Below are 22873 nucleotides of genomic sequence, written 5' to 3'. Positions count from 1 at the left end.
ACCCCTTAGGGGTCCTAATTAAAGCTTAATTAGTTTGGCAAACTTTAAAATTAAGTTTTTCTCTCCCTCGTTTTGAAATTTTACCTTGGCTTTGATATTGCTCGGATCGCTTCCGTCCAAAAACAGGACCTCCCCCAGCCCAAAACGTTCATGACGCACTTTGTCTCCGACCTCAATATCTTGATCGCTCGTTCCACTAGGACCGTTAATTCTAGCGCTGGTCACCGGTTTTAAATTCTTTGAAAGTTTCGACTCTTCCATTTCTCGGGTTTTTCGAAGGGCTTTTTTAGGCTCCAATTTTCGAAAAGTTCGAGGCTCTCCTACTTGGTCGTCGAAGAGTGAACTCTTGAGCCCTGCATGGTTCACAAAGCGACTCTCCATTGCAGGATTGATAAACTCCATGTAATTCGTATTCACTTCACTTAAAAACCGGGAAGGTTCCGCATCGGTAATCTTCCCCCATTGGAATCTTGATATCGCATAAGTCAAAAAGACTCTTTTCTCCGCTCGGGTTAGGGCCACATAGAAAAGTCTTCTTTCTTCTTCAAGTTCTTCTCGGGTCGAAGAACTCATAAAACTAGGAAATAGATTTTCTTCAAGACCTACCAAATGGACAATTGGAAACTCTAGCCCTTTGGATAAGTGAATGGTCATTAGAGACACTTTGTTAGGATCGTCGTCTTTGTCCTTATCCGCATCGGTCGAGAGCGCGATGGACCCTAGAAAGTTGCTAAGGCTCGGATCACCATCCTCTATCTGTTGTTGTTCGTCTAAGAATCCACGCATGGAATTTAAAAGCTCTTGCACATTCTCTACCCTTGAGATTCCTTCTGGCGTTTGGTCGTCTTTTAGAAATTTGATCAGCCCACTGCGCTTGGCTACTTCCATCGCAACTTGGTATACATCCTCCGACTTCAATAAGACCTTAAAAGCCTGAATCATACTCCAGAAATCTCCTAACTTCCTAAGGACTCCATTGTTTAAACCTAAACTAGGAGCATACGTAGGCAGATCCGCTAATACCGCAGACAGGCTTAGGTTTCTTGAATCTGCAAAAACGAGCAGTTTGTTCTGCGTCGTTTCTCCAATTCCCCGGGTAGGATAATTTACGATTCGGCTAAAAGCTTCGTTGTCGTTTTCATTGACAAGCAGGCGTAGATAAGCCAATAGGTCTTTCACTTCTCTTCTTTGATAGAAAGAAAGGCCTCCGTAGACTCGGTACGGAATGTTTTTCTTTCTGAGTGCATCTTCAAATGCTCTTGTCTGAGAATTGGTCCTATAAAGAATGGCAAAATCACTAAAGTTCTTTTGCTCGGAATTGTGCAGTTGCCAAATGTTTCCCGCGACGAATCCGGCTTCGTCCGCATCGGAAAGCGCCCGGTACACTTTTATTTTCTCACCAATTTCATTGTCACTGAAAACATTTTTCTTGAACTGTTGGGTATTTTTGGCAATAACGTCGTTCGCAGCGTCGACTATGTTTTGAGTAGAACGGTAATTTTGTTCTAGTGCCACAGTCACCGCATCTGGGTAATCTTTCTTAAAATTCAAGATATTATAGATGTTCGCCCCTCGAAAGGAATAGATACTTTGCGCATCGTCTCCAACGACACAAATGTTTTCAAATTTGGAGGCAAGAGCCTTCACAATTAAATACTGAGAATGGTTGGTATCTTGGTACTCGTCTACTAAAATATAGCGGAATCGATCTTGGTATTTTGCAAGAACTTCGGGAAAACGAGTAAGCAGTTCATTCGTTCTTAACAGCAAATCGTCAAAATCCATGGCTCCATTCCGGTAGCAAGTTTCGACGTATCTTTTGTAAATCGCACCCATGGATTTCATATTGGCCTTTTCATCCGCTTCAATAAGCTCCGGATTGTTAAAATAGGCCTTTACAGTGATTAAATTATTTTTATAATTAGAAATCCGACTCAGAACTTTTTTCGGTTTGTAAAGGTCCTGGTCAATAGAGAGTTCTTTCAAAACTTTTTTAAGCACATTCAAAGAATCCTGCGCATCGTATATGGTAAAATTAGACGGAAATCCAAGAAGCATCGCTTCGCTCCTTAAAATTCTTGCAAAGACAGAGTGAAAAGTTCCCATCCATAACGACTTGGCATCACTGTGACCCACCACTTTTGCGATCCTCTCCTTCATTTCCTTGGCTGCTTTGTTGGTAAAGGTCAGAGCCAAGATATGGAAAGGACTTACCCCTTGGGTAATGAGATGCGCAATGCGCATAGTAAGCACCCGGGTTTTACCAGAACCCGCTCCGGCAAGCACCATAAGAGGTCCTTTTGTAGTAATAACTGCTTCGTGTTGGGCTTCGTTTAATCCTTTAAGGTAATCCATTATGTTGAGTGAAAAATATTAGAATTTACAAAGTTAAGGAAATATTTTCTCGCTTTTTTGACAAAACAATTTCTGTTTTCCCAGGAATCGAAAACGATTGAAAAACGATTCCCAACAAAATTTCGATCTTAAGGACAGTCCCATGGAAAACGGGCGAACCTTCACTTCATAAAAATACGAACAAAACAGAAAAAGGAGAAGTTCAAAACGGCAGATTTTGTAAGATTAATAAAAATGTACTGAAAACCCCTTTGGGAATCGTATATTTTTTTTATCTTTATAAACGAGCAAAATGTAACATTTGGTTTAAAAAAACCACCTATATACTACAAAATTCATACTATGAACAAAAAACTTCTTTCTGCTGCGGCCATTGCCCTACTTGGGGCATTTGTAAGCGCACAGCAAATTAAATTTGAAGAATACGATTTAGACAACGGTCTTCACGTGATTCTTCACCAGGACAATACGGCGCCCGTCGTAACGACCTCGGTAATGTACCACGTAGGCTCGAAAGATGAGCAGGCAGGGAAAACAGGGTTCGCCCATTTCTTCGAACATTTATTATTTGAGGGAACTCATAACATCGATCGTGGAGAATGGTTTAAAATTGTTTCCGCTCATGGAGGCTCAAACAATGCCAATACAACCACAGACCGTACGTACTATTATGAAACCTTCCCGTCCAATAACCTTGAGTTAGGACTTTGGATGGAATCCGACCGATTGCTACAGCCTATTATCAACCAAGTGGGTGTAGACACGCAAAAAGAAGTCGTACAAGAAGAAAAAAGACAAAGGCTAGACAATCAACCTTACGGCCGTTTTAGTTACGGTGAGGCTTTGTCTCCCCATATTTTTGATAAGCACCCGTACCGTTGGAGCGTCATTGGATCTTTTGAAGATTTGAGCAGTGCGAAATTAGAAGACTTCAAACATTTTAGCAAAACGTTTTACATCCCTAACAATGCCGTGCTTGTCGTGGCGGGAGATTTCAAAACGCCAGAGGCTAAGAAAATGATTCAACAGTATTTCGGAAACATTCCAAAAGGAGCTCCGCTAACGAAAAACTTTCCGAAAGAAACGCCTATCACTCAAGAGCGTCGCGTAACGGAATACGATAGCAACATTCAAATTCCTTTACTTGCCATCAACTATAGAACGCCAGACAACAAGTCGAAAGACGCAGTCGCATTAGACATGCTATCGACTTACTTGTCAGGAGGAAAAAGTTCTGTTTTATATAAAAAATATGTAGACGAGAAAAAAGAAGCGTTGCAAATCTTCGCCTTTAACCGTCAAATGGAAGATTATGGAATCTATACCATTGGCGTGCTTCCACAAGGAGCAGTACCCCTAGAGAAATTAGAAGCGGACATCCAGCAAGACATTGAGAAAGTTCAAACGGACCTTATCTCCGAGTCTGACTACCAAAAACTACTTAACACGGTAGAAAATGGTTTTGTGTCTCAGCGTTCTGGCGTAGAAAACATCGCACATCAACTTGCAGACGCTTACATGCTTCAAGGCGATACGAACAAAATTAATACGCAACTGAAAACCTACCAATCGGTCTCAAGAGAGGACATTAGAGAGGTCGCTAAAAAATACCTAGGCAAAAACCAACGTGTCATCGTGAATTACTTACCTGAATCCACGAAAGACAAAAAAACCAACTAATTATTAACAGAGAATTTCTATGAGAACAAAAATAATATCCCTTGCCCTGGCGTTGGTCGCTGTGTCGTTTAGTGCACAAATCGACAGACCGATGCCAAAACCAGGACCCGCTCCTGTGGTAAACCTCGGAAAATCGAATGAATTCAAATTAAAGAATGGATTAACGGTCATTGTCGTTGAGAACAATAAACTTCCACGAATTAGCACCACGCTAAGCATTGACAACAAACCCTTTGCTTTAGGTGCGAAGAAAGGAGTGGACGGTCTTCTAGGAGAAATGCTAGGAACCGGAACGCAAAGTCTTTCCAAAGATGAGTTCAACAATAAAATCGAACAATTAGGTGCACGTGTAAGCTATTATAGCGAAGGCGCTAGCGCTTCCGCTTTAACCAAATATTTCAATGAAATCTTCGGTTATTTTGCAGACGGAGCTCTAAATCCGAACTTCTCGCAGGCTGAGTTTGATGCAGTGAAAGCACGTTATATAGAAGGTCTTAAAGCCGATGCGAAAAGTGTGGATGCAGCAGCCTCTCGTATGACTAGTGTTTTAACCTACGGAAAAACCCATCCTTTCGCAGAGTACGATACCGAAGAGAAAATCTCCGCAATCACCTTACAAGATGTAAAAGAGTATTATAACAAATACTACAAACCAAACAACGCATACCTTGTATTTGTAGGAGACATTAATGCAAAAGACGCAAAAGCTTTAGCAGAAAAACAGTTCTCTTCCTGGAAAGCGGGGAACCTTGCGATCCCAGCACTTCCTAGTGTCGCTTCTGTAACAAAAACGGAAGTAGACGTTGTGAACATGCCTAATGCCGTTCAATCTGTTATTTCAGTGGCCTACCCTGTTCAACTAACAAAGAAAGACCCAGACTATTATGCGGTTCAAGTGGCATCTACCATCTTAGGGGGTGACTTTAATTCCAAATTGAACATGAATCTTCGTGAAGCTCACGGTTGGACTTACGGGGCAAGAGGTGGCGTTTATGACTCGAGATATATCGGTCGTTTTATGACCAGTACAACGGTTCGAAATAACGTGACGGATTCGGCAGTGGTCGAAACGATCAAAGAAATCAAAGGCATGACTTTGAACAAAGTTGATCAAACGGAACTTGAAAATGTAAAGGCTAAATTCTTAGGCAACTTCGTATTATCCCTTGAGCGTCCTCAAACCGTGGCAAGCCAAGCTTTAACCACAAAAACGAATGACCTAGACAAGAATTTCTATGCATCCTACATTCAGAACATTAACAAAGTGAGCGTGGATGACGTACTTCGAGTAGCCAAGAAATACTTCAAACCTGAGCAGGCAAGAATTATTGTGACAGGAAAAGCAGAAGAAATCGCTCCAAGTTTACGTAAATTAGGATATCCAATCAATTTCTATGATTCTTACGGAAATACAATTGCAGATCCTGCGACGGCTAAAAAGCAGGTCAATGTAACGACGGACGAAATCAAGGCAAAATACCTTGAATTTGTTGGCGGTGCCGCAGCAGTTAGCAAAGTAAAAACCATGGTTCAAGAAGGCAAAATGAGCATGATGAACATGGAAGGAGAATTCACAGGAAAATACGAGTTTCCAGATAAATCCCTTACTTTAATCAAAATCATGGGAATCGAAATCAAAAATGTCTTTGATGGAAATGCAGGATACGTTTCTCAAATGGGACAAAAAATTGATTTCACTCCAGAGCAAGTCAAAGGACTAAAAGATTACAATACTGTTTTCCCAGTACTTTCTCCTGCTTTTGCAAAAAGCAAAGTGGATGGACAAGTTAGCGAAGCGGGTGTGGATTACTACAAAGTATCCAATGCCGATGCAAAAAAAATCGAGTATTTCAATGTGAAAACCGGTGAACTTGCTAAAACGGAGCAGACTATTTCTACACCTCAAGGCGATATTCTTTCCACTACACTATACAAAGATTACAAGGCATTCGACGGGATTCAAATTCCAACGACACTTGAAACGCAGGCAGGTCCACAATCCTTCACAATGGTTGTGACCAAAGTAGAAATGAATAAAAATGTAACGCCAGCCGATTTTAAATAAATCGCTAGGTAGTGCATCCCATCCGAGATCTAACCTTAATTCCCTAACATAGGGAGAATACACAAGGCAAAGAACGAAAGCGGGCCGTCTCAAAATAAATTTTGAGACGGCTTTTTTCATCTGGCTAGCCCCAAGGTTTAAAAAGACCCCCCGAACCAAAGTTTTACGCCTTATAGTTTTGGGAAATAGAACTAAATGAGTATATTTGCAACCTAATTTTTAAGACAACAGATGGGTACAATTTTTACATTATTCATGATCCTAATCATCATCGCATCGGTTTTACTGATCATCATTGTGATGGCACAAAACCCAAAAGGAGGAGGATTATCAGGAACATTCGGGGGTTCAGGAGCCGCTCAATTTGGGGTTCAGAGAACAAACGACTTCATGGAAAAAGCGACATGGACACTTGGGATTGTCATTGTAGCTTTAATTGTATTAAGTGTAGTTTTGACTGCTAAACCTAGCCCGAAGGCCGTTCGTCAAGCCGTTCCTGCACAAAGCACAGCACCTGCAACCTCGGCGCCTGCACAAAGTACACCGGCTGCGACCCTACCTACAACCAAATAGAAAGAGCTTACGTTTACCTCGAGTACGATCGGGGAAAACAGTACAATAAAAAATCGACCTTAATTTGAAATTAAGGTCGATTTTGCATTTGTATAGCTTCTCTTAATCCGACTCCCTGTAGGGTACTCGGTTTTGAATGGAACGACCCAAAGAAATTTCATCAGCATATTCAAGTTCATCCCCTACCGAGATTCCTCTTGCAATGGAGGAAAATGTGACGGGATGCGACTTTAATTTTTTATAAAGATAGTACGCAGTGGTATCTCCTTCCATGGTGGCACTCAAGGCGAAAATAAGCTCTCTTATGGTTCCGCTATTAAGTTTAGACTCTAAAGCCCCTATATTAAGCTGCGAGGGTCCGACCCCTTCCATCGGGGAGATCTTGCCTCCTAGAACTAAGTATTTGCCTTTAAACTTGCCCGTGTTCTCAATGGCCATTACATCTCTTACGTCTTCCACCACACAGATTTGGGAAGAATCTCTATTCTCGCTTCGACACAAATCACATACCTCTTCGTCTGAAAAATTGTGGCATTCTTTGCAATACTTAATTTCAGTCACTAATTTTGCAATGGCCTCAGATAGCGCTAACGCTTGAGAATCATGCTGTTTTAGAAGATGAAGTGCAAGGCGAAGTGCAGACTTTTTCCCAATTCCTGGAAGCCCCGAAATCTCTTCTACTGCTTTTGATAAAACTTTACTTGGATACTCCATCGCGCAAAGATAAAATATTTGACTGAGCCTAAAGAAATTCCATATAGGAAACTAATGGATTTCCACTTATCTTTGAATATCAAATGAAACCTATGCTGAGACTAAAAACCTATTTCGTTTTTTCCTTAATCCTAAGTGCCTTGCTACTCTCTTCTTGTCAGAAGAAGGAGACCTCATCGAAAGCCGAAATGAAAACTAGTCCAACCCTTGCAAACTCGTCCGTACAGAAAGCATTGGAAAAGGGCGAAAAACCCACTTTCAAATCTTTTGCGTTCCCCCAACAAGTGGAGGGCTGTTCTTGCTATTTCGCGGCCAGTCGAAGGGAGTTCATTAATCAAAACTACATTTATGTAGACGATTTTGAAAAGAGCGTCTTTTTGCAACTTGGCGACAAGGAGATGCAAATTAAGTATGGCGACAAAAATGAGGTCACAGGAAACGACAGTCTTGTTCTAGAATCCAAAGGAAAAGATTTCAATCTCCTACTGAAGGCTAAAAAAATTGATCAAGGAGAAGTAGAGACGGCTCTTTATCACGGCAAAATGACACTTACGACAGAGCAAGGGATTGTCATCGAATCTCCGATTTACGGCGAATGTGGATGTTAAAATTTCCTTAACAAGCGTAAACTTAGGGCTGAGAAAATTTCAGTTGCACAATTTAATCCTTAAATTTGAGCAAAATCAACTTTTATGAATTTAACCACAATAGAACCTAAGGTCATTTGGAAAAATTTTGAAAAGCTAAATAGCATTCCAAGACCTTCCAAAAAAGAAGAAAAAGTCATTGCCTTTATTCAAGAATTTGGTACGAGCCTAGGGCTTGATACAAAAGTAGATTCTGTAGGCAATGTGATTATACGAAAACCAGCCACCCCAGGCATGGAATCTCGAAAAACCATTGTGATGCAATCTCACTTAGATATGGTTTGCCAAAAAAACAACGACGTCAATTTCGACTTTGATACCATGGGTATTCAAATGGAAATTGACCAAGATTGGGTAAAAGCAAAGGGAACCACTCTAGGCGCGGACAATGGACTTGGAGTCGCAGCCATTATGTCCATCTTAGAATCTACCGACATTCCTCATCCTGCTTTGGAAGCCTTATTCACAATTGATGAAGAAACCGGCATGACAGGTGCAATGGGTCTTCAACCGGGAGAATTAACTGGAGAAATCCTTCTCAATTTAGACACCGAGGAAGACGATGAAATTGACATCGGCTGTGCTGGTGGCGTAGATGTAAGTGCAAGAGCAAACTACCCCCTTCAGGCCGCAAGCGGTATGGGAGTAAAGATCGAAATTAAAGGACTTAATGGGGGACATTCCGGAATGGACATCCACAAAGGATTAGGGAATGCAAATGTGCTTCTTGCCCGTTTTCTCCATTTAGGATTAAAAGATCAAAACCTCGAACTTGTCTCCATCGACGGAGGAGGCCTTCGCAATGCGATTCCTAGAGAAGCCTCTGCGGTTGTAAGCGTACGCCACGCCGTAGAATTCATTGAAGCGTGTACCGCTCTAAAAGCAGAAATCCTGGAAGAGTTCGCGAGCGTTGAAAAAGACCTAGTGATTCAAGTCGAAAACTTTTCAACTGAAAAGAAAGCAATTTCTGCGCTGGATTCTAAAAAAGTAGTCCTAGCGCTAAGTTCTGCTCACAACGGAGTGTATCGTATGAGCCCGGATGTAGAAGATTTAGTAGAAACCTCTAACAACATAGCAAGAGTGGAACTTAAAGACGGAGACCTAAAAATCTTATGTCTTTCTCGCTCTTCTGTAGAATCGAGTAAGACCAGCGTAGCCAATCAACTTGAAGCGGTCTTTACCTTAGCCGGAATGGAAGTGGAACTAAGCGGCGCCTATCCAGGTTGGAAACCAAAACCTGGCTCTGAAATCGTGAAAATCATGGAAAAGATCTACGAGGAGAAATTCAAATCAAAACCGCAAGTGGTTGCCTGCCACGCGGGTCTAGAATGCGGAATTATTGGAGCCAATTACCCCGAGATGGAAATGGTTAGTTTTGGACCTACGATCAGAGGAGCTCACTCGCCGGACGAGAAAGCAAGCATTTCTTCTACTCAAAAATTCTGGGATTTCTTAAAAGAAATTCTCAAAAACATTCCTGAGAAATAAAAAAGGAATAGCGCCTTTTGCGGCATACCTTATAAAGGGTCGTGAATGCAAAAAAGACACTATTTTGAACAAAGAGCCATCCCCATAGAAATGGAGACGGCTCTTTGTTTGTTCTTGCTATTGGTTTACGGATAAGGTGCGAGAGCGACCTCTAATCCATCAAGTTCTGGCGTTAAAAAGATCTGGCAGCCTAAACGAGAGTTTTCTTTCACGTGGTAGGCCTCACCAAGCATGGCATCCTCTTCGTCTCCCATCTCTTCTAGTGAATCCTGACCTCCTAGTACATAGACTTGACAGGATGCGCACATAGCCATTCCGCCGCATACGCCAATGGTCCCTTCCTCCGCTAGCTCATAAGAGCGAATCGCTTCCATCAAATTCATGGACATATCGGTGGGTACCACCATTTCATGGCGCACACCTTCGCGGTCAATAAGATTTACGGTGATGTCTGACATTCTACAACTTGTTTAGATTAATCAATTTTCTTAACCACGGCTTTTTCCGCTTCCTTACGGCTTCCGTCAAACCCATCTACTCCACTTACCGTCGTGTACTTTAAAACGAATTTTTTTCCTGGGTTCATACGGTTATAAACACTTTGACACATAAGGGTAGCTTCGTGGAATCCACATAAGATCAGTTTCAACTTTCCTGGGTAGGTATTGATATCCCCTATGGCATATACGCCTTCAATATTGGTTTGGTAATCTAGAGAATTGTTTACTTTGATTGCATTCTTTTCAATCTCAAGTCCCCAATTGTTTAAATCCCCTAATTTCGGTGTTAGTCCGAAAAGTGGAATAAAGAAATCGGTTTCAATTTCAAGAGATTCCCCATTGGTTTCCACCGTAATGCTTTCTAAATGACTGCCACCTTTCAGTGACTTCACTTCAGCCGGTGTAATTAGGTTAATTCGACCTTGATCTTTAAGAATTTGAACTTTCTCTACTGAATCGAGTGCTCCTCTAAATTCATTTCTTCTATGAATTAACGTGACACTGCTTGCAATGTCAGCCAAAAAGATACTCCAATCTAAGGCAGAATCTCCACCTCCAGCGATCACTACTTTTTTTCCTCTGAAATGCTCTGGGTCCTTTACAAAGTATTCTATCCCGTTCTCTTCAAATTGGGCTAGGTTTTCTAAATGCTCAGGTTTACGAGGCTCAAAGGTACCTAAGCCTCCTGCAATGGCAACCGCTCTTGCGCGATGCACAGTTCCTTTGTTTGTCACCACTTCAAAGTAATCGTCATCAACTTTTTCAAGGCTTACGGCGGTTTCTCCTAAAGTAAAGCCCGGTTGAAACTGCTTGATCTGTTCCATCAAATTATCCACAAGCTCACCTGCATTAATGCTTGGAAATCCAGGGATGTCAAAAATGGGCTTCTTAGGATAAAGTTCAGAAAGCTGACCTCCAGGCTGAGGAAGCGCATCAATAATGTGGCATTTTATTTTAAGTAATCCTGCTTCGAACACGGCAAAAAGACCGGTAGGTCCAGCGCCGATTATAAGTAAGTCGGTCGTGATCATTGCTCTTTAAAATTTGGTTATTTAAACTTTGCGAAAGTACAAAAAAAATACGAAATTAGCCTCGCAAACGGCTAAGTACGAATTGACCTATTAGCTGATTTATATCACAATAGAAGCATTTTTAACAATGGCAAAGTATTTGCAAAACACATGCTATGAAGAAAATTTTCAGCCTATTCTTTCTCTCTTTCCTAGTCTTTGGGTATGGGCAGTTAGAAAACATTAAATCAGGCGAAATATTGCACTATAGAATTCATTACGGCGTTTTGAATGCGGGTACAGCGACTTTGTCTGCGCAAAAAACCACGTACGGAGGCTTGCCCCATCTCTATGTAAAAGGTATAGGGCAGTCGACAGGTGCTGTAAGAGCCCTATTTAGAGTGAATGATTTGTACGAAAGTTATATCAATTTTAACACAGGACTTCCAAGCTTTTACATCCGGAATGTAAAAGAAGGGGGGTATTCGCAGCATCTAGAAGCAAAATTCAACCAGCGCAATCACAGCCTTGTACTCACGGACAAGAAAACGCCTTCTAATCCTCCAAGGAGAATTCAAACTGTAAAAGGAATACAAGACATGCTATCGGCTTTTTACCATTTGAGAGGATTGGATAGCCTAGAACTTAAACCTGGACGAACGATAAAAATGAACGTTTGGATTGACGACAATCTTTTTCCATTCCAACTTCGTGTTGACAAATACGAAACCATAAAAACAAAATTCGGATCCATTAATGCCATTCGAATCACCCCTATGGTGTTGAGCGGACGCGTATTCAAGGCGAGAGAAGGCGTGACTATGTGGATTTCAAATGATCGCAACCATGTACCGCTTTTAGTCCAAGCGGAGCTAACGGTCGGCTCTCTGAAAGCAAGCATTGAAAATTATTCTAACGTGAAATATCCGTTGAAATTCAAGTAAAAAAAACGATCCTATTTTCGTTTTTTTTCAATTAATTTCCTTTTCGATGTAACAAAGTAAAGTCTTCTAGTGTCCTATAGTAAGATGGACCTTACGATGAAAGTATACTTTACGCTTAGCTGTTTTTTATTTGCAATTGGCTTGGCCCAGGCGCAGCAAACCCCCACGGTTCAACCTCCAAAGGAGATTGTGACTGTACGTACCTCAAGCCCCATTCGAATTGATGGAGTCATGGACGAAGACGTATGGGCAAACGCGCCTATAGCAAATCAATTTATCGAAAGATCTCCAAACAAGGGCCAAAAAGAACTCCAAGAGCATGCCACCACGGTCAAAGTCTTATATGACGATACCGGAATCTATTTTGGAGTACAAATACTTCATCCTAATCCCGACGAAATAGCTCGCGAGCTAATGGAAAGGGATCAAATTGGAAATGATGATTTTTTCGCAATTACGTTGAATGGAAATAACGATAACCAGCAAAGTTTGCTATTTTTGGTACAAGCCTCAGGCGTCCAAGCCGATGCAAAGATCTTAATTAACGCAAACGATGACTACAGCTGGAATGCCATTTGGTACAGCGCCGTAAAACGCGACGACAAAGGCTGGAAAACGGAAATAAAAATTCCGTATTCTGAATTACGATTCCCAAAAGAACAAATTCAAAAATGGGGAATCAATTTCATCACCAACTTGCAAAAAAAGCAAATTCAATATACATGGAATTTTGTCGACAATGCGAAGGGTTCGTTTTTATTGTATGACGGGCTTCTAACAGGTATGGAAAACTTAAGTCCCCCTACGAGACTTTCCTTCACTCCCTATCTATCAAGCTATTTTACGAATTACAAGCAAAATAGCGATTTGAATGTGAATGGGGGTATGGATTTAAAATACGGTCTCAATGAAGCCTTCACATTAGATATGACCCTTATACCCGACTTTGGCCAGGCTTCCTTTGACGAGGCTGTACTAAATCTGGGTCCGTTTGAACAACAATACGAAGAGAACCGCTCTTTCTTTATGGAAGGAACCGAACTCTTTGGAAAAGGCAACCTATTCTATTCGCGCAGAGTGGGAGGAAGTCCTACGGGGAGCCTAAATCTTCAACCCGGCGAAGAAGCAGAGGCCACAGCAGCCAAAGTGAATTTATTCAATGCGATAAAGCTCTCGGGAAGGACTAAAAAAGGACTAGGCATTGGTGTATTCAATGCTGTCACGGAAAAACTCTCCACCAATGTATCCAATGCCAGCACAGGGGAATCAAGAGAAGTGGTACTAGAGCCTTGGAGCAATTACAACGTACTGGTTCTCGACCAACGATTTGGTGGGAACTCCTCTGTTACCCTAGTCAACACGAATGTAACGCGGGATGGACATTTTCGAGATGCCAATGTAAGCGCTTTACTAGCTGACATTTCAAACAAAGAAAACACTTACAATGTCTTTGGAAGTTTAAAACAAAGCATCGTGAATTCAAACGGATATCTATACGGTACCGAGGCTTCGCTTGGAGCAGGTAAAACCGCTGGCGCACATCGCTACACTCTAGATGCAAAACTTAGGACTAAAAATTACTCAATCGACGATTTAGGCTATACAGGAGGTAATAATTTCGTGAATTATCACGGATATTATTCCTATCGATATTTAAACCCTAGAGGAAATCTAAACAATCTAAATTACCAGCTAAATGTAAACTACTCAAATCGATTAGAACCCTATCAATATAGAAGCTTCGACATCCATCAAACCCTGAGTTTGACCAATAAAAAATTTCAGAACATGGGGCTTGGTCTCCTTGTGACTCCCTTCGGTGAGAAGGATATGTATGAGCCGCGGATGTTTGGTAGACACTTGAATGTACCCATGATGGTGAATCCGTGGATTTTCTACAATTCTGATCAACGTAAAAAACTTAGCTATGGAGGTTATACCGAAATCTACACATACGACCAGCCAGGTAGGACCCGATATGTCACGGAACTTGATTTTCGATACCGTGTATCGGATCGCTTCTCGATAGAATATGGATTTAACACAGACATTCATCTTCGTGATATAGGTTTCGTCGAGATCAACAAAGGAGATATTATAATGGGGAGACGTGATGTGCATACCTTTGAAAACTCAATTGAATCACAATACATTTTTAACGAAAAAATGTCCTTAAATCTTTCATTTCGTCATTACCTGTCTACTGTTAATTACCTCGATTTCCATAGTTTAGCTCTGGATGGGAACTTAAATCCCACCTCTTATTTAACCAGTCAAGATGGATCTTATAATTTCTGGAATCTTGATTTGAGGTACAGCTGGTGGTTTGCGCCTGGCAGCCAGCTCACACTGCTATATCGTAACGCAGCAGACAGCTATCAAGCACAAGCAATTAACAATTTGAAACACAATTTGCAAAATGTATTTGATCAACCTATGCTCAATACCCTTTCCTTAAAAGTGACTTACTACCTCGATTACAATGCAGCAAAACGTATGTTGAAAGGCAGAAAAATAAACCCCATATTATAGCTCCTTGTAACTCCCTGGAAAGCTATTAGTGCCGCTTTTGCACTGCCCCCAAAAGTAAGACACTTTTTAGGGGCATTTTTAGAGGGAGAGCTCTTTTAAAACTACAAAGAAACCAAAATAAACTGCGATTCCTTTGTCACGAAATTTGCGATGCTCAACATTTTAAATTTGAATAATAAATCAATTCAGAACACAAACTGGGCAGGTTTAAAAATTTTCATACCTTTATCACTATCTTTAGTGACCTAATTGTCAATCCCTAGTATTTAGCCGTAAAAAAATCAGATTTCAATATCATTAAAGTATTGCATCCAATTGAAAAGAAAAGGACCCTAGAAATAGCGTCTTCCCTACCAGTACAAAAGGTGTCCAATTCAGACTGTACGTATGTAAATCACCATAGCTATAATACAAGTAATTATTTATAGAAGGATAGAGCTTTTCAAGTTGAAAAATGGCTGTAAGGCTAGAACACATGATTAGCTTTGATAACAACTGGAGGTCTCTCGAAATAGAAAAATCATACAAAACAAAAACCAACTTATGAAAACATTATTATTAGTAGCTGCATTATTCTCTACGAGTCTATTTTCTCAACAATACACCAAGTATCCTGCAGGCATATCGATGGACGACGCACATGAAATATATTATGATAAGCTAGACATTGGGGGCGGGTTTGAAATCGTTTCCGCTAGTGAGGATCGAATTAAATTCACAACAAAGACCAAGAACGTCTTTTCCAGAACCGTGATGGACTTCACAGAAAAAGGCTTTTATTTTACCATGGATTCCGTCCTAATAACCGACCCAAAAACAGGAAAAAAGTCGGCGGCAGATCGTAAATTAATCAAATTATGGGAAGATGAAATACTTGAAATGTTCGTGAAAGAACTCAACTCTTATTAACCGATTAAAATAAAGTATTAACATTCCCCACTGAAGACGGATGATAAACTGAAACAGACTCTACAAGGATTTAAACTGCTCAAGCATTCGCTTGTCATTCTCAAAGAACATTCGGATATCACCCATTTGATGAAGTAACATCACGATCCGTTCTATTCCCATACCGAAAGCAAAACCAGAATATTGGTCTGGATCAATGTTTACATTTGTTAAAACGGCAGGATCCACCATTCCACAACCCATAATTTCAAGCCAACCGGTACCCTTCGTAATCCTGTAATCGGTCTCGGAGTTAAGTCCCCAATATACATCTACTTCAGCACTTGGCTCTGTAAAGGGAAAATAAGAGGGACGCAGTCTGATTTTTGATTTACCAAAGAGCTCAGTCGTAAAATATTGCAACGTTTGTTTTAAATCTGCAAAACTCACCTTCTTGTCAATATAAAGTCCCTCAATTTGGTGGAAAATACAATGCGAACGAGAAGAAATTGCTTCGTTCCTAAAGACTCTACCTGGAGACAAAATACGAATCGGCGGCTCATTTGATTCCATGTATCGAATCTGCACAGAAGAGGTATGCGTTCTTAGCAAAATATCAGGATCCTGTTCAATAAAAAAGGTATCCTGCATATCTCTTGCTGGGTGGTATTCAGGTAAATTCAAGGCACTAAAGTTATGCCAGTCATCTTCAATCTCGGGACCGTCCGAAACGGCAAATCCAATGGATTTGAAGATTTCTATGATGCGCATTTTGACTAAATTAATGGGATGTCTCGTTCCTAGCTCAAGCGGTAGACCTGGACGGGACCAGTCTTCCTTCTCAGAGATCACCTCAGTTTGAGTCTGCCCTTTAAGTTCTTCAAGCTTCTGAGCGACAGCCATTTTCAACGCATTTATTTTTTGACCAAATTCTTTCTTCTGGTCATTTGGAACTTCTTTAAACTTATCAAAAAGTGTGTTAAGTATTCCTTTTTTTCCACTATACTCTATGCGGAATTTTTCGATTTCTTCGGCTGTTGTAGCGGTAAAGCTCTGTACCTTTAAAAGCAACTCATCGATTTGTTCTAACATGCTATTCCATTCTTAAGGTCGCAAAGTTACAATTTCGTAGGCGAAAAAAAAAGTAAAGGCGCCACAGGGCACCTTTACCTTTTCACTTATTAACACTTAAATTGAATTGTCTTCGGTGAGAACCCCCTAGGACAACATACAATTTCATTTTCCAATACATTAGGACGATTGCGATTTTTCAAACCGACTTCCTAATGGCCAAGGAAAGCATACTAAACTTTCTCTAGGGCTTTAACAAGCAACTGTACCGTTACTTCGTTTTTAATTATACCGTTTTGCGCCGGTACTTGAAATTTTACACCAAAATCTTCTCTTTTAATATCAGTAGGCTCAGAGGCAATGCTTACTTCATTTCCATTCACGGTTACGTTCGCACGAAATTGTACCGGTTTTGTAATTCCTTTCATCGTCAGATTCCCGTCAAGAATCGTGTTGTAATCCCCTTCCGCTACTGCACTTACCTGGGTTATCTCATAAGAGGCCGTTGGAAATTTATCCACTTCAAAGAAATCTGCAGATTTCAAATGATTTTCGAGTTTTTGTTGTTGTTCCGGATCGTCTTTCAAATCAATATTCTCAAGAGAATTCAAATCGGCTACAAATTTACCGCTCTCTAACTTTCCTTCATGAACCGTGATTTCTCCACTTTCAAATTTTATACTCCCAAAATGGCTGGTGTTTTGCGATTTAAACACTTTGTACCCAATCCATTCCATACGACTGTTAAGCGTGTCAAGTGTGTAAACCACCCCTTCGTTACCCGTCACCACTGTGCCCGTCTCACTGGCTATAGCCTTATCTTTTGTACAAGAAACAAAAAAACCCAATACGAGACAGAGGGATAATAGAGAGAATACAAGCGATCTTTTCATGAATTATTAAATTGTTAGGAGTTATTGCTAAACTATGAAAAATTTTTTGATTACGAAAACATTATATTAACTTCGCATAATGCTATTAGAAATAAAAAATCTGGATTTCTCCTATCGTCCCGAACAAAAACTTTTTAACAACCTCCACCTTTCCGTGGATCATGGAAAAATCATCGGACTCGCTGGGGAAAGCGGTTGCGGGAAATCAACTTTACTAAGTCTCATCTATGGTCTCTTAGACTGGCAAAGCGGCAGTATTTCCTTAGATGGAAAGACACTTTTAGGACCGAAAGGGAATATTGTCCCAGGCGAGAAAGAAATGAAACTTGTTGCTCAGCATTACGATCTAATGCCCTACTCTACTGTATACGACAATGTGGGAAAATTCATCTCCAACATCAATCTGAATGAGAAAAGAGAAAAAGTAAACGAACTACTCGATGTGGTTGGCATGCAAGAATTCGCTCAAGTAAAACCCCAATTTTTAAGCGGTGGCCAGCAACAAAGAGTTGCAATCGCGAGAGCCCTGTCGGTCATGCCAAAACTTCTTTTGCTTGACGAACCTTTTAGCAACCTAGACTATTCCAGAAAAATTGAGCTTCGAGAGCGTCTTTTTCGCTATGTCGAGGACAACCATATTTCCGTTCTAATTTCCACTCACAACCTACAAGAAATCATGCCATGGCTTGACCAGGTACTAATTCTGGAAGACGGTCGACTTATTCAAAACGACAGTCCTATGGAAACCTATTCCCAGCCCTATAATAGCTATGTAGCAAAGCTCTTAGGAGAGGTCAACATTATTCCCGATGATTTAAAGCATAAACTTTCACTTCCAAAATCCTTTTACTTTCCTGAACAAATCCAGATTTCGCAGGATGGCTTAAAAGCAAGTGTTTTAGAAAGTCGTTTTTCAGGTAGTTTTTTCTGGAATAAAGTGAAAGTAGAAGATTCGACCCTTGTCGTGTACTCAAAAACGAAACTAACAGGCGAGGTTCAAATTGAGTTTTCATAGTCATGTGAATTTGTGGATAACTCTAAAGAAGAATGCAGCTTAATAAAATTGTAACTTCCTACTAAATTCCTACCTTTAACTTATGGAAGAAAAAAGAAGAGACCTCCAGTAGCCCATTTAGGCTACGCTGAACTAATTCTATTTTGCTTACCCTTCCTAATCGCCCTTTTTTGACCAAAATTCATTTATAATAAGTAGCCGGCACTTAAATCTATTAAGGCCGGCTATTGCATTTGTATGAAAGAGACTTTACTCTTAGGCTTTCTTTACGAACTCCGATTTTAGTGCCATGGAGCCAAATCCGTCAATTTTACAATCAATGTTATGATCGCTATCCGGACGAAGACGAATGTTTTTCACTTTTGTACCCGCCTTCACAGGCTTGGGTGCACCTTTTACGGGAAGGTCCTTGACCACTACCACCGAATCTCCATCTTTTAGTTCATTCCCGTTACTATCTAGAATTTTATCTTCCTGATTGGCTTCGTTGGGATCCCACTCTGCGAAACATTGGGAACACACCATCAAATTATCCTGTTCGTAGGTAAATTCTGACCCACATTTTGGACATTGGATTAACTCACTCATAATTTGTCATTTTAGTCAAAGATAAGAATTTCCAAAACTTGGGACAAGCCCTAGAGCGCTTCTAGAATAGGGCTTTCAGTTAATATTCAAATTCTTAACAAAGACTGCTGTAAAAACCGTATTTTTGCAAAATGGAACTTATACACCGCAACTTGGCCATTGGGATACACGACGCCCTAAATGAGACCTTTTTTGAGAAAAATAAATACGCAGACAAAGTAATTGAGCGCCTTCTAAAAGCCCATAAAAAATGGGGAAGTCAAGACCGCGCGGTTGTATCTGAAATCTTTTACAACATTATTCGTTGGAAGAAACGTCTTGAATATTACATGGGAGAAGGGGTAAAACCTGGCAACATTTACAAACTAATGATTGCTTATCTCTTATGGAGCAAAACGAAATACAAAAAGTTTGAAGAATTTGAAGGCATTAAGATTGCAGACATTCTAAAAAAACTAGAAAAAAACACATTGCCTTCAAAAGCCATTGAACATTCTATTCCCGAATGGCTAGTCCAAACTCTGGAACTAGAATTAGGACCGGATTGGGAAAGAGAAATGACCGCTTTAAACGAAAGAGCTCCTACAGTGCTCAGAGCAAACACACTTAAAACGTCCGTAAAAGGACTTATTTCAGAATTGAAAGAAGAAGGTGTGGAAAGTTTTTCAATTAAAAACTACCCCTACGCTGTGCAACTTGAAGAAAAAAAGAATGTCTTCTTAACCTCCGCATTTAAAGAAGGACTTTTTGAAGTTCAAGATGCAAGCTCCCAACTTATAGGGGACTTCTTAGAGGTGAAAGAAGGGATGCGAGTGGTTGATGTATGCGCAGGAGCCGGAGGAAAAACCCTTCACCTTGCTGCTTTAATGCAAAACAAAGGACAAATTATCGGACTCGATATATACGAGTGGAAACTAGCCGAACTTAAAAGACGTGCAAAACGTGCGGGTGCACACAACATTGAAACCCGCGTTATTTCTGACAACAAAGTCATTAAACGTTTGCACGAAAAAGCAGACCGACTCTTGATTGATGCTCCCTGCTCAGGATTAGGCGTGTTAAAACGAAATCCTGATAGCAAGTGGAAAATAGACCAAGCATTTATTGACCGAATCAAAGGAGAACAATTCCAAATCCTTTCCGACTACAGTAAAATTATCAAAAAAGGAGGCAAAATGATCTATGCCACCTGCTCTATTCTTCCGTCCGAAAATGAAAAGCAGGTAGAACGATTCTTAAAGGAGAATACCGATTACAAATTACAAAAAGAGCATAAAATTTTGCCAAGCCAAGGGTATGACGGATTCTATATGGCTCTAATCGAGCGGTTGTAACCCCACCACTCTAAAGCAATGAAAAGCAGTTTTCCCTCGGAAGGCTGCTTTTTTTGTGGCCCTTCCAAATGAAAAAAATTCACTTTCGTTCCTGCACAAAACAAAGCACTTTAATTATTTACATACAATAAGACCAATTTAAGTATAAAATAAACCAAAATCACATTTCAGATTTTATATTTAAATACTATCTATAGATTTGTAAAATAATTTAACATACAAATTCACAAAACAAACTCTTACAATATGTGCGCAATTACAGGACTATTTAAAGCAACACAAACAACCGAAAAGGACAAACAATCCGTTTTGAAAATGTCTCAACTTCTTAGACATCGGGGTCCTAACGGAAACGGTTTCTTTCAGGATGATCATATCATCCTTGCGCATGAAAGACTGGCCATCATGGATTTAGAATCCGGAGCTCAACCCCTATACAGCAAAGACTCGCGCTACGTCCTCGCGATCAATGGAGAAATCTACAACTACAAAGAACTTAAGGCAGAATTTCCGGACTACGAGTTTCAGACTCAAAGCGACTCAGAAGTGATCCTTGCGCTCTATCAGCGCCACGCTACCAATTTTCTAGAAAAAATCAATGGCATTTTTGCTTTGGCCCTATACGACCGTGTCACAGGTGACTTTTTAATTGCAAGAGACCCCATGGGAATCTGCCCACTCTACAGCGCAACTGATGAAAAAGGGACTCTTTACATTGCATCCGAACTCAAAGCGCTCGAGAACAAAGGCCTAGAAATTAAAAATTTTTTACCAGGAAATTATCTATACAGTGCCGAAGGCATGGAGCCTAAGGAGTGGTACAGTCCTACGTGGAAAATCTTCTCCCAATTGCCACAACGAAAATCTTCTTTGCAAGACATAGCCCATGGGCTTGACAAAGCGGTTGAACGACAGCTCATGAGTGAAGTACCCTTTGGTGTGCTCCTTTCAGGAGGACTGGATTCCTCTCTAATTGCAGCACTCGCTGCAAAACACGAGCGAATTAGAACCGGCAAGAAGGAAAGCCAAATTCATAGCTTTGCTGTTGGATTAAAAGGATCTCCAGATTTAATAGCCGCGCAAAAAGTGGCCGATCACATTCACACGATTCATCATGAAATTCATTTTACTCTTGAAGAGGGATTACAGGCAATTCCGGAAGTAATCTACCACTTAGAAACGTATGACGTGACCACCATAAGAGCTTCTACTCCCATGTTCCTACTCGCCCGAGAGATCAACAAACTTGGCATCAAAATGGTTCTTTCAGGAGAAGGGTCTGACGAATTGTTTGGCGGTTACTTGTATTTTCACAAAGCTCCAAGTGCCCAGGCCTTTCATGAGGAAACGGTCTCTAAACTTGAAGGCCTCCATCAGTACGACTGCCTTCGAGCAAACAAATCACTAATGGCCTTTAGCGTAGAAGGCCGCACTCCCTTCCTAGACAAAGAATTTATTGACATTGCCATGGAAGTGGATCCTCAGGAAAAAATGATTTCTCTTTCCGAAGGTAAAATTGAAAAATACATCCTAAGAAAGGCGTTTGAAGGACTACTTCCTAACGAGGTTTTATGGCGACAAAAAGAACAGTTTAGTGACGGCGTGGGATATGCTTGGATCGACACTCTAAAACAAGTCGCTCAAAATGAAATTACGGACGAAATGATGGAATTCGCAGAGGAAAGATATCCAATCCAACCCCCAAAAAGCAAAGAGGAATACCGCTATCGCGCACTTTTTGAAGCCCATTTCCCTAGTGAATCTGCGGCCAGAACAGTCCCTTCTGCAGCTTCGGTTGCTTGTTCTACGCCGGCAGCTTTAGAATGGGATGAATCTTTCAAAAACGCAAACGATCCAAGTGGTCGTAGCGTAAGTGTTCACCTAGTTAGCTATTAAAGATAGACTTTGCTATTTTTAATTTGTAGCTCCTTTTCTTTTTCTAGCTGTTTAATCGTACGAATTACAGTTTCTACACTTAGCCCCGTAAGCGAAGCCAATTGTTGCCGTGTATAATTTACTTTAAAACAGAAGGGCTCCTGCTCGTCGCTAAAACTTTTAAAATAAAACAAGAGAGCTAAGAGCTTGCTTGAAGGACTTCGAAGGGCATTGTTTTGTAGCATAACCTGCTTAAAATAAAGCCTTTCGGCCATCCGTTGACTTAATTTCATCCAGATTTCGGGTTTTTTCGCAAGAATTTCGAAAAAAGAATCTTTAGGAACTTTTAAGACCAGAGACTCTTCTAAAACTTCTGCATTCATAGGGTAAGCATGCGCAGTAAAGAGGATAGACTCCCCAAAACAATCGCCGGCATGCACAATATTTTGTAAAAACTCCGTGCCTTCCTCATTGTAATTGTTCAGTTTTACTTTACCTTCTTGAAGTTGATAGAAGAAATGCGCGTACTGCCCTTCTGAAAAGATAAGATCACCAGGATTATATCGTTTTACTTGAGCGCCGCATTGTGGAAATAAAGAATCAGGAATAATCATCTGTAGGAGCTTAATGGTAAGCCTAAATTACATATTTTATTCCTAGTTGCAATGCAGAATGAGAAGGAAAAAGTGATTTCCTTTACC

General features: G+C 40.6%; 19 protein-coding genes. 11 read left to right on the top strand and 8 right to left on the bottom strand.

The annotated features are described in order from the left end of the window. Window positions 1-18 precede the first annotated feature (18 nt). Entirely contained in the window at window positions 19-2355 is a 2337-nt protein-coding gene (locus AC3IRX_RS10420) for an ATP-dependent helicase (protein ID WP_489210237.1), read from the bottom strand. A gap of 342 nt (window positions 2356-2697) precedes the next feature. On the opposite strand from AC3IRX_RS10420, the gene AC3IRX_RS10415 reads away from it, so the two are divergent. From AC3IRX_RS10415 to secG, 3 genes are all read left to right on the top strand, one after another. Then, a complete protein-coding gene (locus AC3IRX_RS10415; protein ID WP_489210235.1) occupies window positions 2698-4035 on the top strand; it encodes a M16 family metallopeptidase in 1338 nt (445 codons plus the stop codon). Window positions 4036-4054: 19 nt separating this feature from the next. Then, window positions 4055-6100: a M16 family metallopeptidase gene (locus tag AC3IRX_RS10410; protein ID WP_489210233.1), complete on the top strand. Its 2046-nt coding sequence runs from the start codon at window positions 4055-4057 to the stop codon at window positions 6098-6100. 231 nt (window positions 6101-6331) lie between these two features. Beyond that, window positions 6332-6673, top strand: a complete 342-nt coding sequence (secG, locus tag AC3IRX_RS10405) for a preprotein translocase subunit SecG (protein WP_489210231.1) — start codon at window positions 6332-6334, stop codon at window positions 6671-6673. Window positions 6674-6775: 102 nt separating this feature from the next. On the opposite strand, the gene recR is transcribed toward secG, so the two are convergent. After that, window positions 6776-7387, bottom strand: a complete 612-nt coding sequence (gene recR / locus AC3IRX_RS10400) for a recombination mediator RecR (RefSeq protein ID WP_489210229.1) — start codon at window positions 7385-7387, stop codon at window positions 6776-6778. Between the two features lie 92 nt (window positions 7388-7479). Between recR and AC3IRX_RS10395 the strand changes: the two genes are divergently transcribed. Next, window positions 7480-7995: a hypothetical protein gene (locus AC3IRX_RS10395; RefSeq protein ID WP_489210227.1), complete on the top strand. Its 516-nt coding sequence runs from the start codon at window positions 7480-7482 to the stop codon at window positions 7993-7995. Window positions 7996-8079: 84 nt separating this feature from the next. Then, window positions 8080-9522 (top strand): aminoacyl-histidine dipeptidase, encoded by a 1443-nt coding sequence (locus AC3IRX_RS10390; RefSeq protein ID WP_489210225.1) that lies wholly within the window; start codon window positions 8080-8082, stop codon window positions 9520-9522. A 125-nt stretch (window positions 9523-9647) separates the two neighbouring features. Here the strand turns inward: AC3IRX_RS10390 and AC3IRX_RS10385 are convergent, their stop codons facing one another. Together AC3IRX_RS10385 and AC3IRX_RS10380 are read right to left on the bottom strand one after the other, a co-directional pair. After that, entirely contained in the window at window positions 9648-9980 is a 333-nt protein-coding gene (locus tag AC3IRX_RS10385; RefSeq protein WP_489210223.1) for a 2Fe-2S iron-sulfur cluster-binding family protein, read from the bottom strand. Between the two features lie 17 nt (window positions 9981-9997). After that, window positions 9998-11053 carry an NAD(P)/FAD-dependent oxidoreductase gene (locus AC3IRX_RS10380; protein WP_459084398.1) on the bottom strand — a complete coding sequence of 352 codons (1056 nt, stop codon included), beginning with the start codon at window positions 11051-11053 and terminating at the stop codon, window positions 9998-10000. A 155-nt stretch (window positions 11054-11208) separates the two neighbouring features. Between AC3IRX_RS10380 and AC3IRX_RS10375 the strand changes: the two genes are divergently transcribed. The 3 genes from AC3IRX_RS10375 (at window position 11209) to AC3IRX_RS10365 (ending at window position 15417) form a co-directional block, all read left to right on the top strand. Continuing rightward, window positions 11209-11976, top strand: coding sequence for a DUF3108 domain-containing protein (locus tag AC3IRX_RS10375; protein ID WP_489210221.1), 768 nt, complete (start codon window positions 11209-11211; stop codon window positions 11974-11976). A gap of 69 nt (window positions 11977-12045) precedes the next feature. Next, window positions 12046-14508: a DUF5916 domain-containing protein gene (locus tag AC3IRX_RS10370; protein ID WP_489210220.1), complete on the top strand. Its 2463-nt coding sequence runs from the start codon at window positions 12046-12048 to the stop codon at window positions 14506-14508. Between the two features lie 543 nt (window positions 14509-15051). Next, window positions 15052-15417: a hypothetical protein gene (locus AC3IRX_RS10365; RefSeq protein ID WP_489210218.1), complete on the top strand. Its 366-nt coding sequence runs from the start codon at window positions 15052-15054 to the stop codon at window positions 15415-15417. Between the two features lie 60 nt (window positions 15418-15477). On the opposite strand, the gene AC3IRX_RS10360 is transcribed toward AC3IRX_RS10365, so the two are convergent. Together AC3IRX_RS10360 and AC3IRX_RS10355 are read right to left on the bottom strand one after the other, a co-directional pair. Continuing rightward, window positions 15478-16488, bottom strand: coding sequence for a phenylalanine--tRNA ligase subunit alpha (locus AC3IRX_RS10360; protein WP_489210216.1), 1011 nt, complete (start codon window positions 16486-16488; stop codon window positions 15478-15480). 212 nt (window positions 16489-16700) lie between these two features. Beyond that, window positions 16701-17360 carry a YceI family protein gene (locus AC3IRX_RS10355; protein ID WP_459084607.1) on the bottom strand — a complete coding sequence of 220 codons (660 nt, stop codon included), beginning with the start codon at window positions 17358-17360 and terminating at the stop codon, window positions 16701-16703. 79 nt (window positions 17361-17439) lie between these two features. Here AC3IRX_RS10355 and AC3IRX_RS10350 point away from each other — a divergent pair, with 79 nt between their 5' ends. Further along, window positions 17440-18375 carry a sulfate/molybdate ABC transporter ATP-binding protein gene (locus tag AC3IRX_RS10350; protein WP_489210214.1) on the top strand — a complete coding sequence of 312 codons (936 nt, stop codon included), beginning with the start codon at window positions 17440-17442 and terminating at the stop codon, window positions 18373-18375. A 255-nt stretch (window positions 18376-18630) separates the two neighbouring features. On the opposite strand, the gene AC3IRX_RS10345 is transcribed toward AC3IRX_RS10350, so the two are convergent. Continuing rightward, entirely contained in the window at window positions 18631-18963 is a 333-nt protein-coding gene (locus tag AC3IRX_RS10345) for a zinc ribbon domain-containing protein YjdM (protein ID WP_489210212.1), read from the bottom strand. Between the two features lie 131 nt (window positions 18964-19094). Between AC3IRX_RS10345 and AC3IRX_RS10340 the strand changes: the two genes are divergently transcribed. Together AC3IRX_RS10340 and asnB are read left to right on the top strand one after the other, a co-directional pair. Further along, window positions 19095-20297 carry an RsmB/NOP family class I SAM-dependent RNA methyltransferase gene (locus AC3IRX_RS10340; protein ID WP_489210210.1) on the top strand — a complete coding sequence of 401 codons (1203 nt, stop codon included), beginning with the start codon at window positions 19095-19097 and terminating at the stop codon, window positions 20295-20297. 246 nt (window positions 20298-20543) lie between these two features. Continuing rightward, window positions 20544-22193 carry an asparagine synthase B gene (gene asnB / locus AC3IRX_RS10335; RefSeq protein WP_489210209.1) on the top strand — a complete coding sequence of 550 codons (1650 nt, stop codon included), beginning with the start codon at window positions 20544-20546 and terminating at the stop codon, window positions 22191-22193. Here the strand turns inward: asnB and AC3IRX_RS10330 are convergent. After that, on the bottom strand, window positions 22190-22786 hold the full coding sequence (locus AC3IRX_RS10330; RefSeq protein ID WP_459084601.1) for a Crp/Fnr family transcriptional regulator: 597 nt from the start codon (window positions 22784-22786) through the stop codon (window positions 22190-22192). The two genes, asnB and AC3IRX_RS10330, sit on opposite strands and share 4 nt — an antisense overlap. Window positions 22787-22873: the final 87 nt, after the last annotated feature.

It is taken from the genome of Epilithonimonas sp. KH_059 (assembly GCF_057838485.1).
Note: the sequence above shows the minus strand (reverse complement) of the source record. Positions and strands in the feature narration are given on the sequence as shown.

Excerpts from the sequence above, each read along its gene's own strand:
- AC3IRX_RS10330 (WP_459084601.1), bottom strand. The coding sequence starts at position 22,786 with ATGATTATTCCTGATTCTTTATTTCCACAATGCGGCGCTCAAGTAAAA.
- AC3IRX_RS10360 (WP_489210216.1), bottom strand. The coding sequence starts at position 16,488 with ATGTTAGAACAAATCGATGAGTTGCTTTTAAAGGTACAGAGCTTTACC.
- AC3IRX_RS10345 (WP_489210212.1), bottom strand. The coding sequence starts at position 18,963 with ATGAGTGAGTTAATCCAATGTCCAAAATGTGGGTCAGAATTTACCTAC.
- recR (WP_489210229.1), bottom strand. The coding sequence starts at position 7,387 with ATGGAGTATCCAAGTAAAGTTTTATCAAAAGCAGTAGAAGAGATTTCG.
- AC3IRX_RS10395 (WP_489210227.1), top strand. The coding sequence starts at position 7,480 with ATGCTGAGACTAAAAACCTATTTCGTTTTTTCCTTAATCCTAAGTGCC.
- AC3IRX_RS10390 (WP_489210225.1), top strand. The coding sequence starts at position 8,080 with ATGAATTTAACCACAATAGAACCTAAGGTCATTTGGAAAAATTTTGAA.
- AC3IRX_RS10340 (WP_489210210.1), top strand. The coding sequence starts at position 19,095 with ATGGAACTTATACACCGCAACTTGGCCATTGGGATACACGACGCCCTA.
- AC3IRX_RS10420 (WP_489210237.1), bottom strand. The coding sequence starts at position 2,355 with ATGGATTACCTTAAAGGATTAAACGAAGCCCAACACGAAGCAGTTATT.
- AC3IRX_RS10385 (WP_489210223.1), bottom strand. The coding sequence starts at position 9,980 with ATGTCAGACATCACCGTAAATCTTATTGACCGCGAAGGTGTGCGCCAT.
- AC3IRX_RS10350 (WP_489210214.1), top strand. The coding sequence starts at position 17,440 with ATGCTATTAGAAATAAAAAATCTGGATTTCTCCTATCGTCCCGAACAA.
- secG (WP_489210231.1), top strand. The coding sequence starts at position 6,332 with ATGGGTACAATTTTTACATTATTCATGATCCTAATCATCATCGCATCG.
- AC3IRX_RS10380 (WP_459084398.1), bottom strand. The coding sequence starts at position 11,053 with ATGATCACGACCGACTTACTTATAATCGGCGCTGGACCTACCGGTCTT.
- AC3IRX_RS10375 (WP_489210221.1), top strand. The coding sequence starts at position 11,209 with ATGAAGAAAATTTTCAGCCTATTCTTTCTCTCTTTCCTAGTCTTTGGG.
- AC3IRX_RS10355 (WP_459084607.1), bottom strand. The coding sequence starts at position 17,360 with ATGAAAAGATCGCTTGTATTCTCTCTATTATCCCTCTGTCTCGTATTG.
- AC3IRX_RS10410 (WP_489210233.1), top strand. The coding sequence starts at position 4,055 with ATGAGAACAAAAATAATATCCCTTGCCCTGGCGTTGGTCGCTGTGTCG.
- AC3IRX_RS10415 (WP_489210235.1), top strand. The coding sequence starts at position 2,698 with ATGAACAAAAAACTTCTTTCTGCTGCGGCCATTGCCCTACTTGGGGCA.
- AC3IRX_RS10365 (WP_489210218.1), top strand. The coding sequence starts at position 15,052 with ATGAAAACATTATTATTAGTAGCTGCATTATTCTCTACGAGTCTATTT.
- asnB (WP_489210209.1), top strand. The coding sequence starts at position 20,544 with ATGTGCGCAATTACAGGACTATTTAAAGCAACACAAACAACCGAAAAG.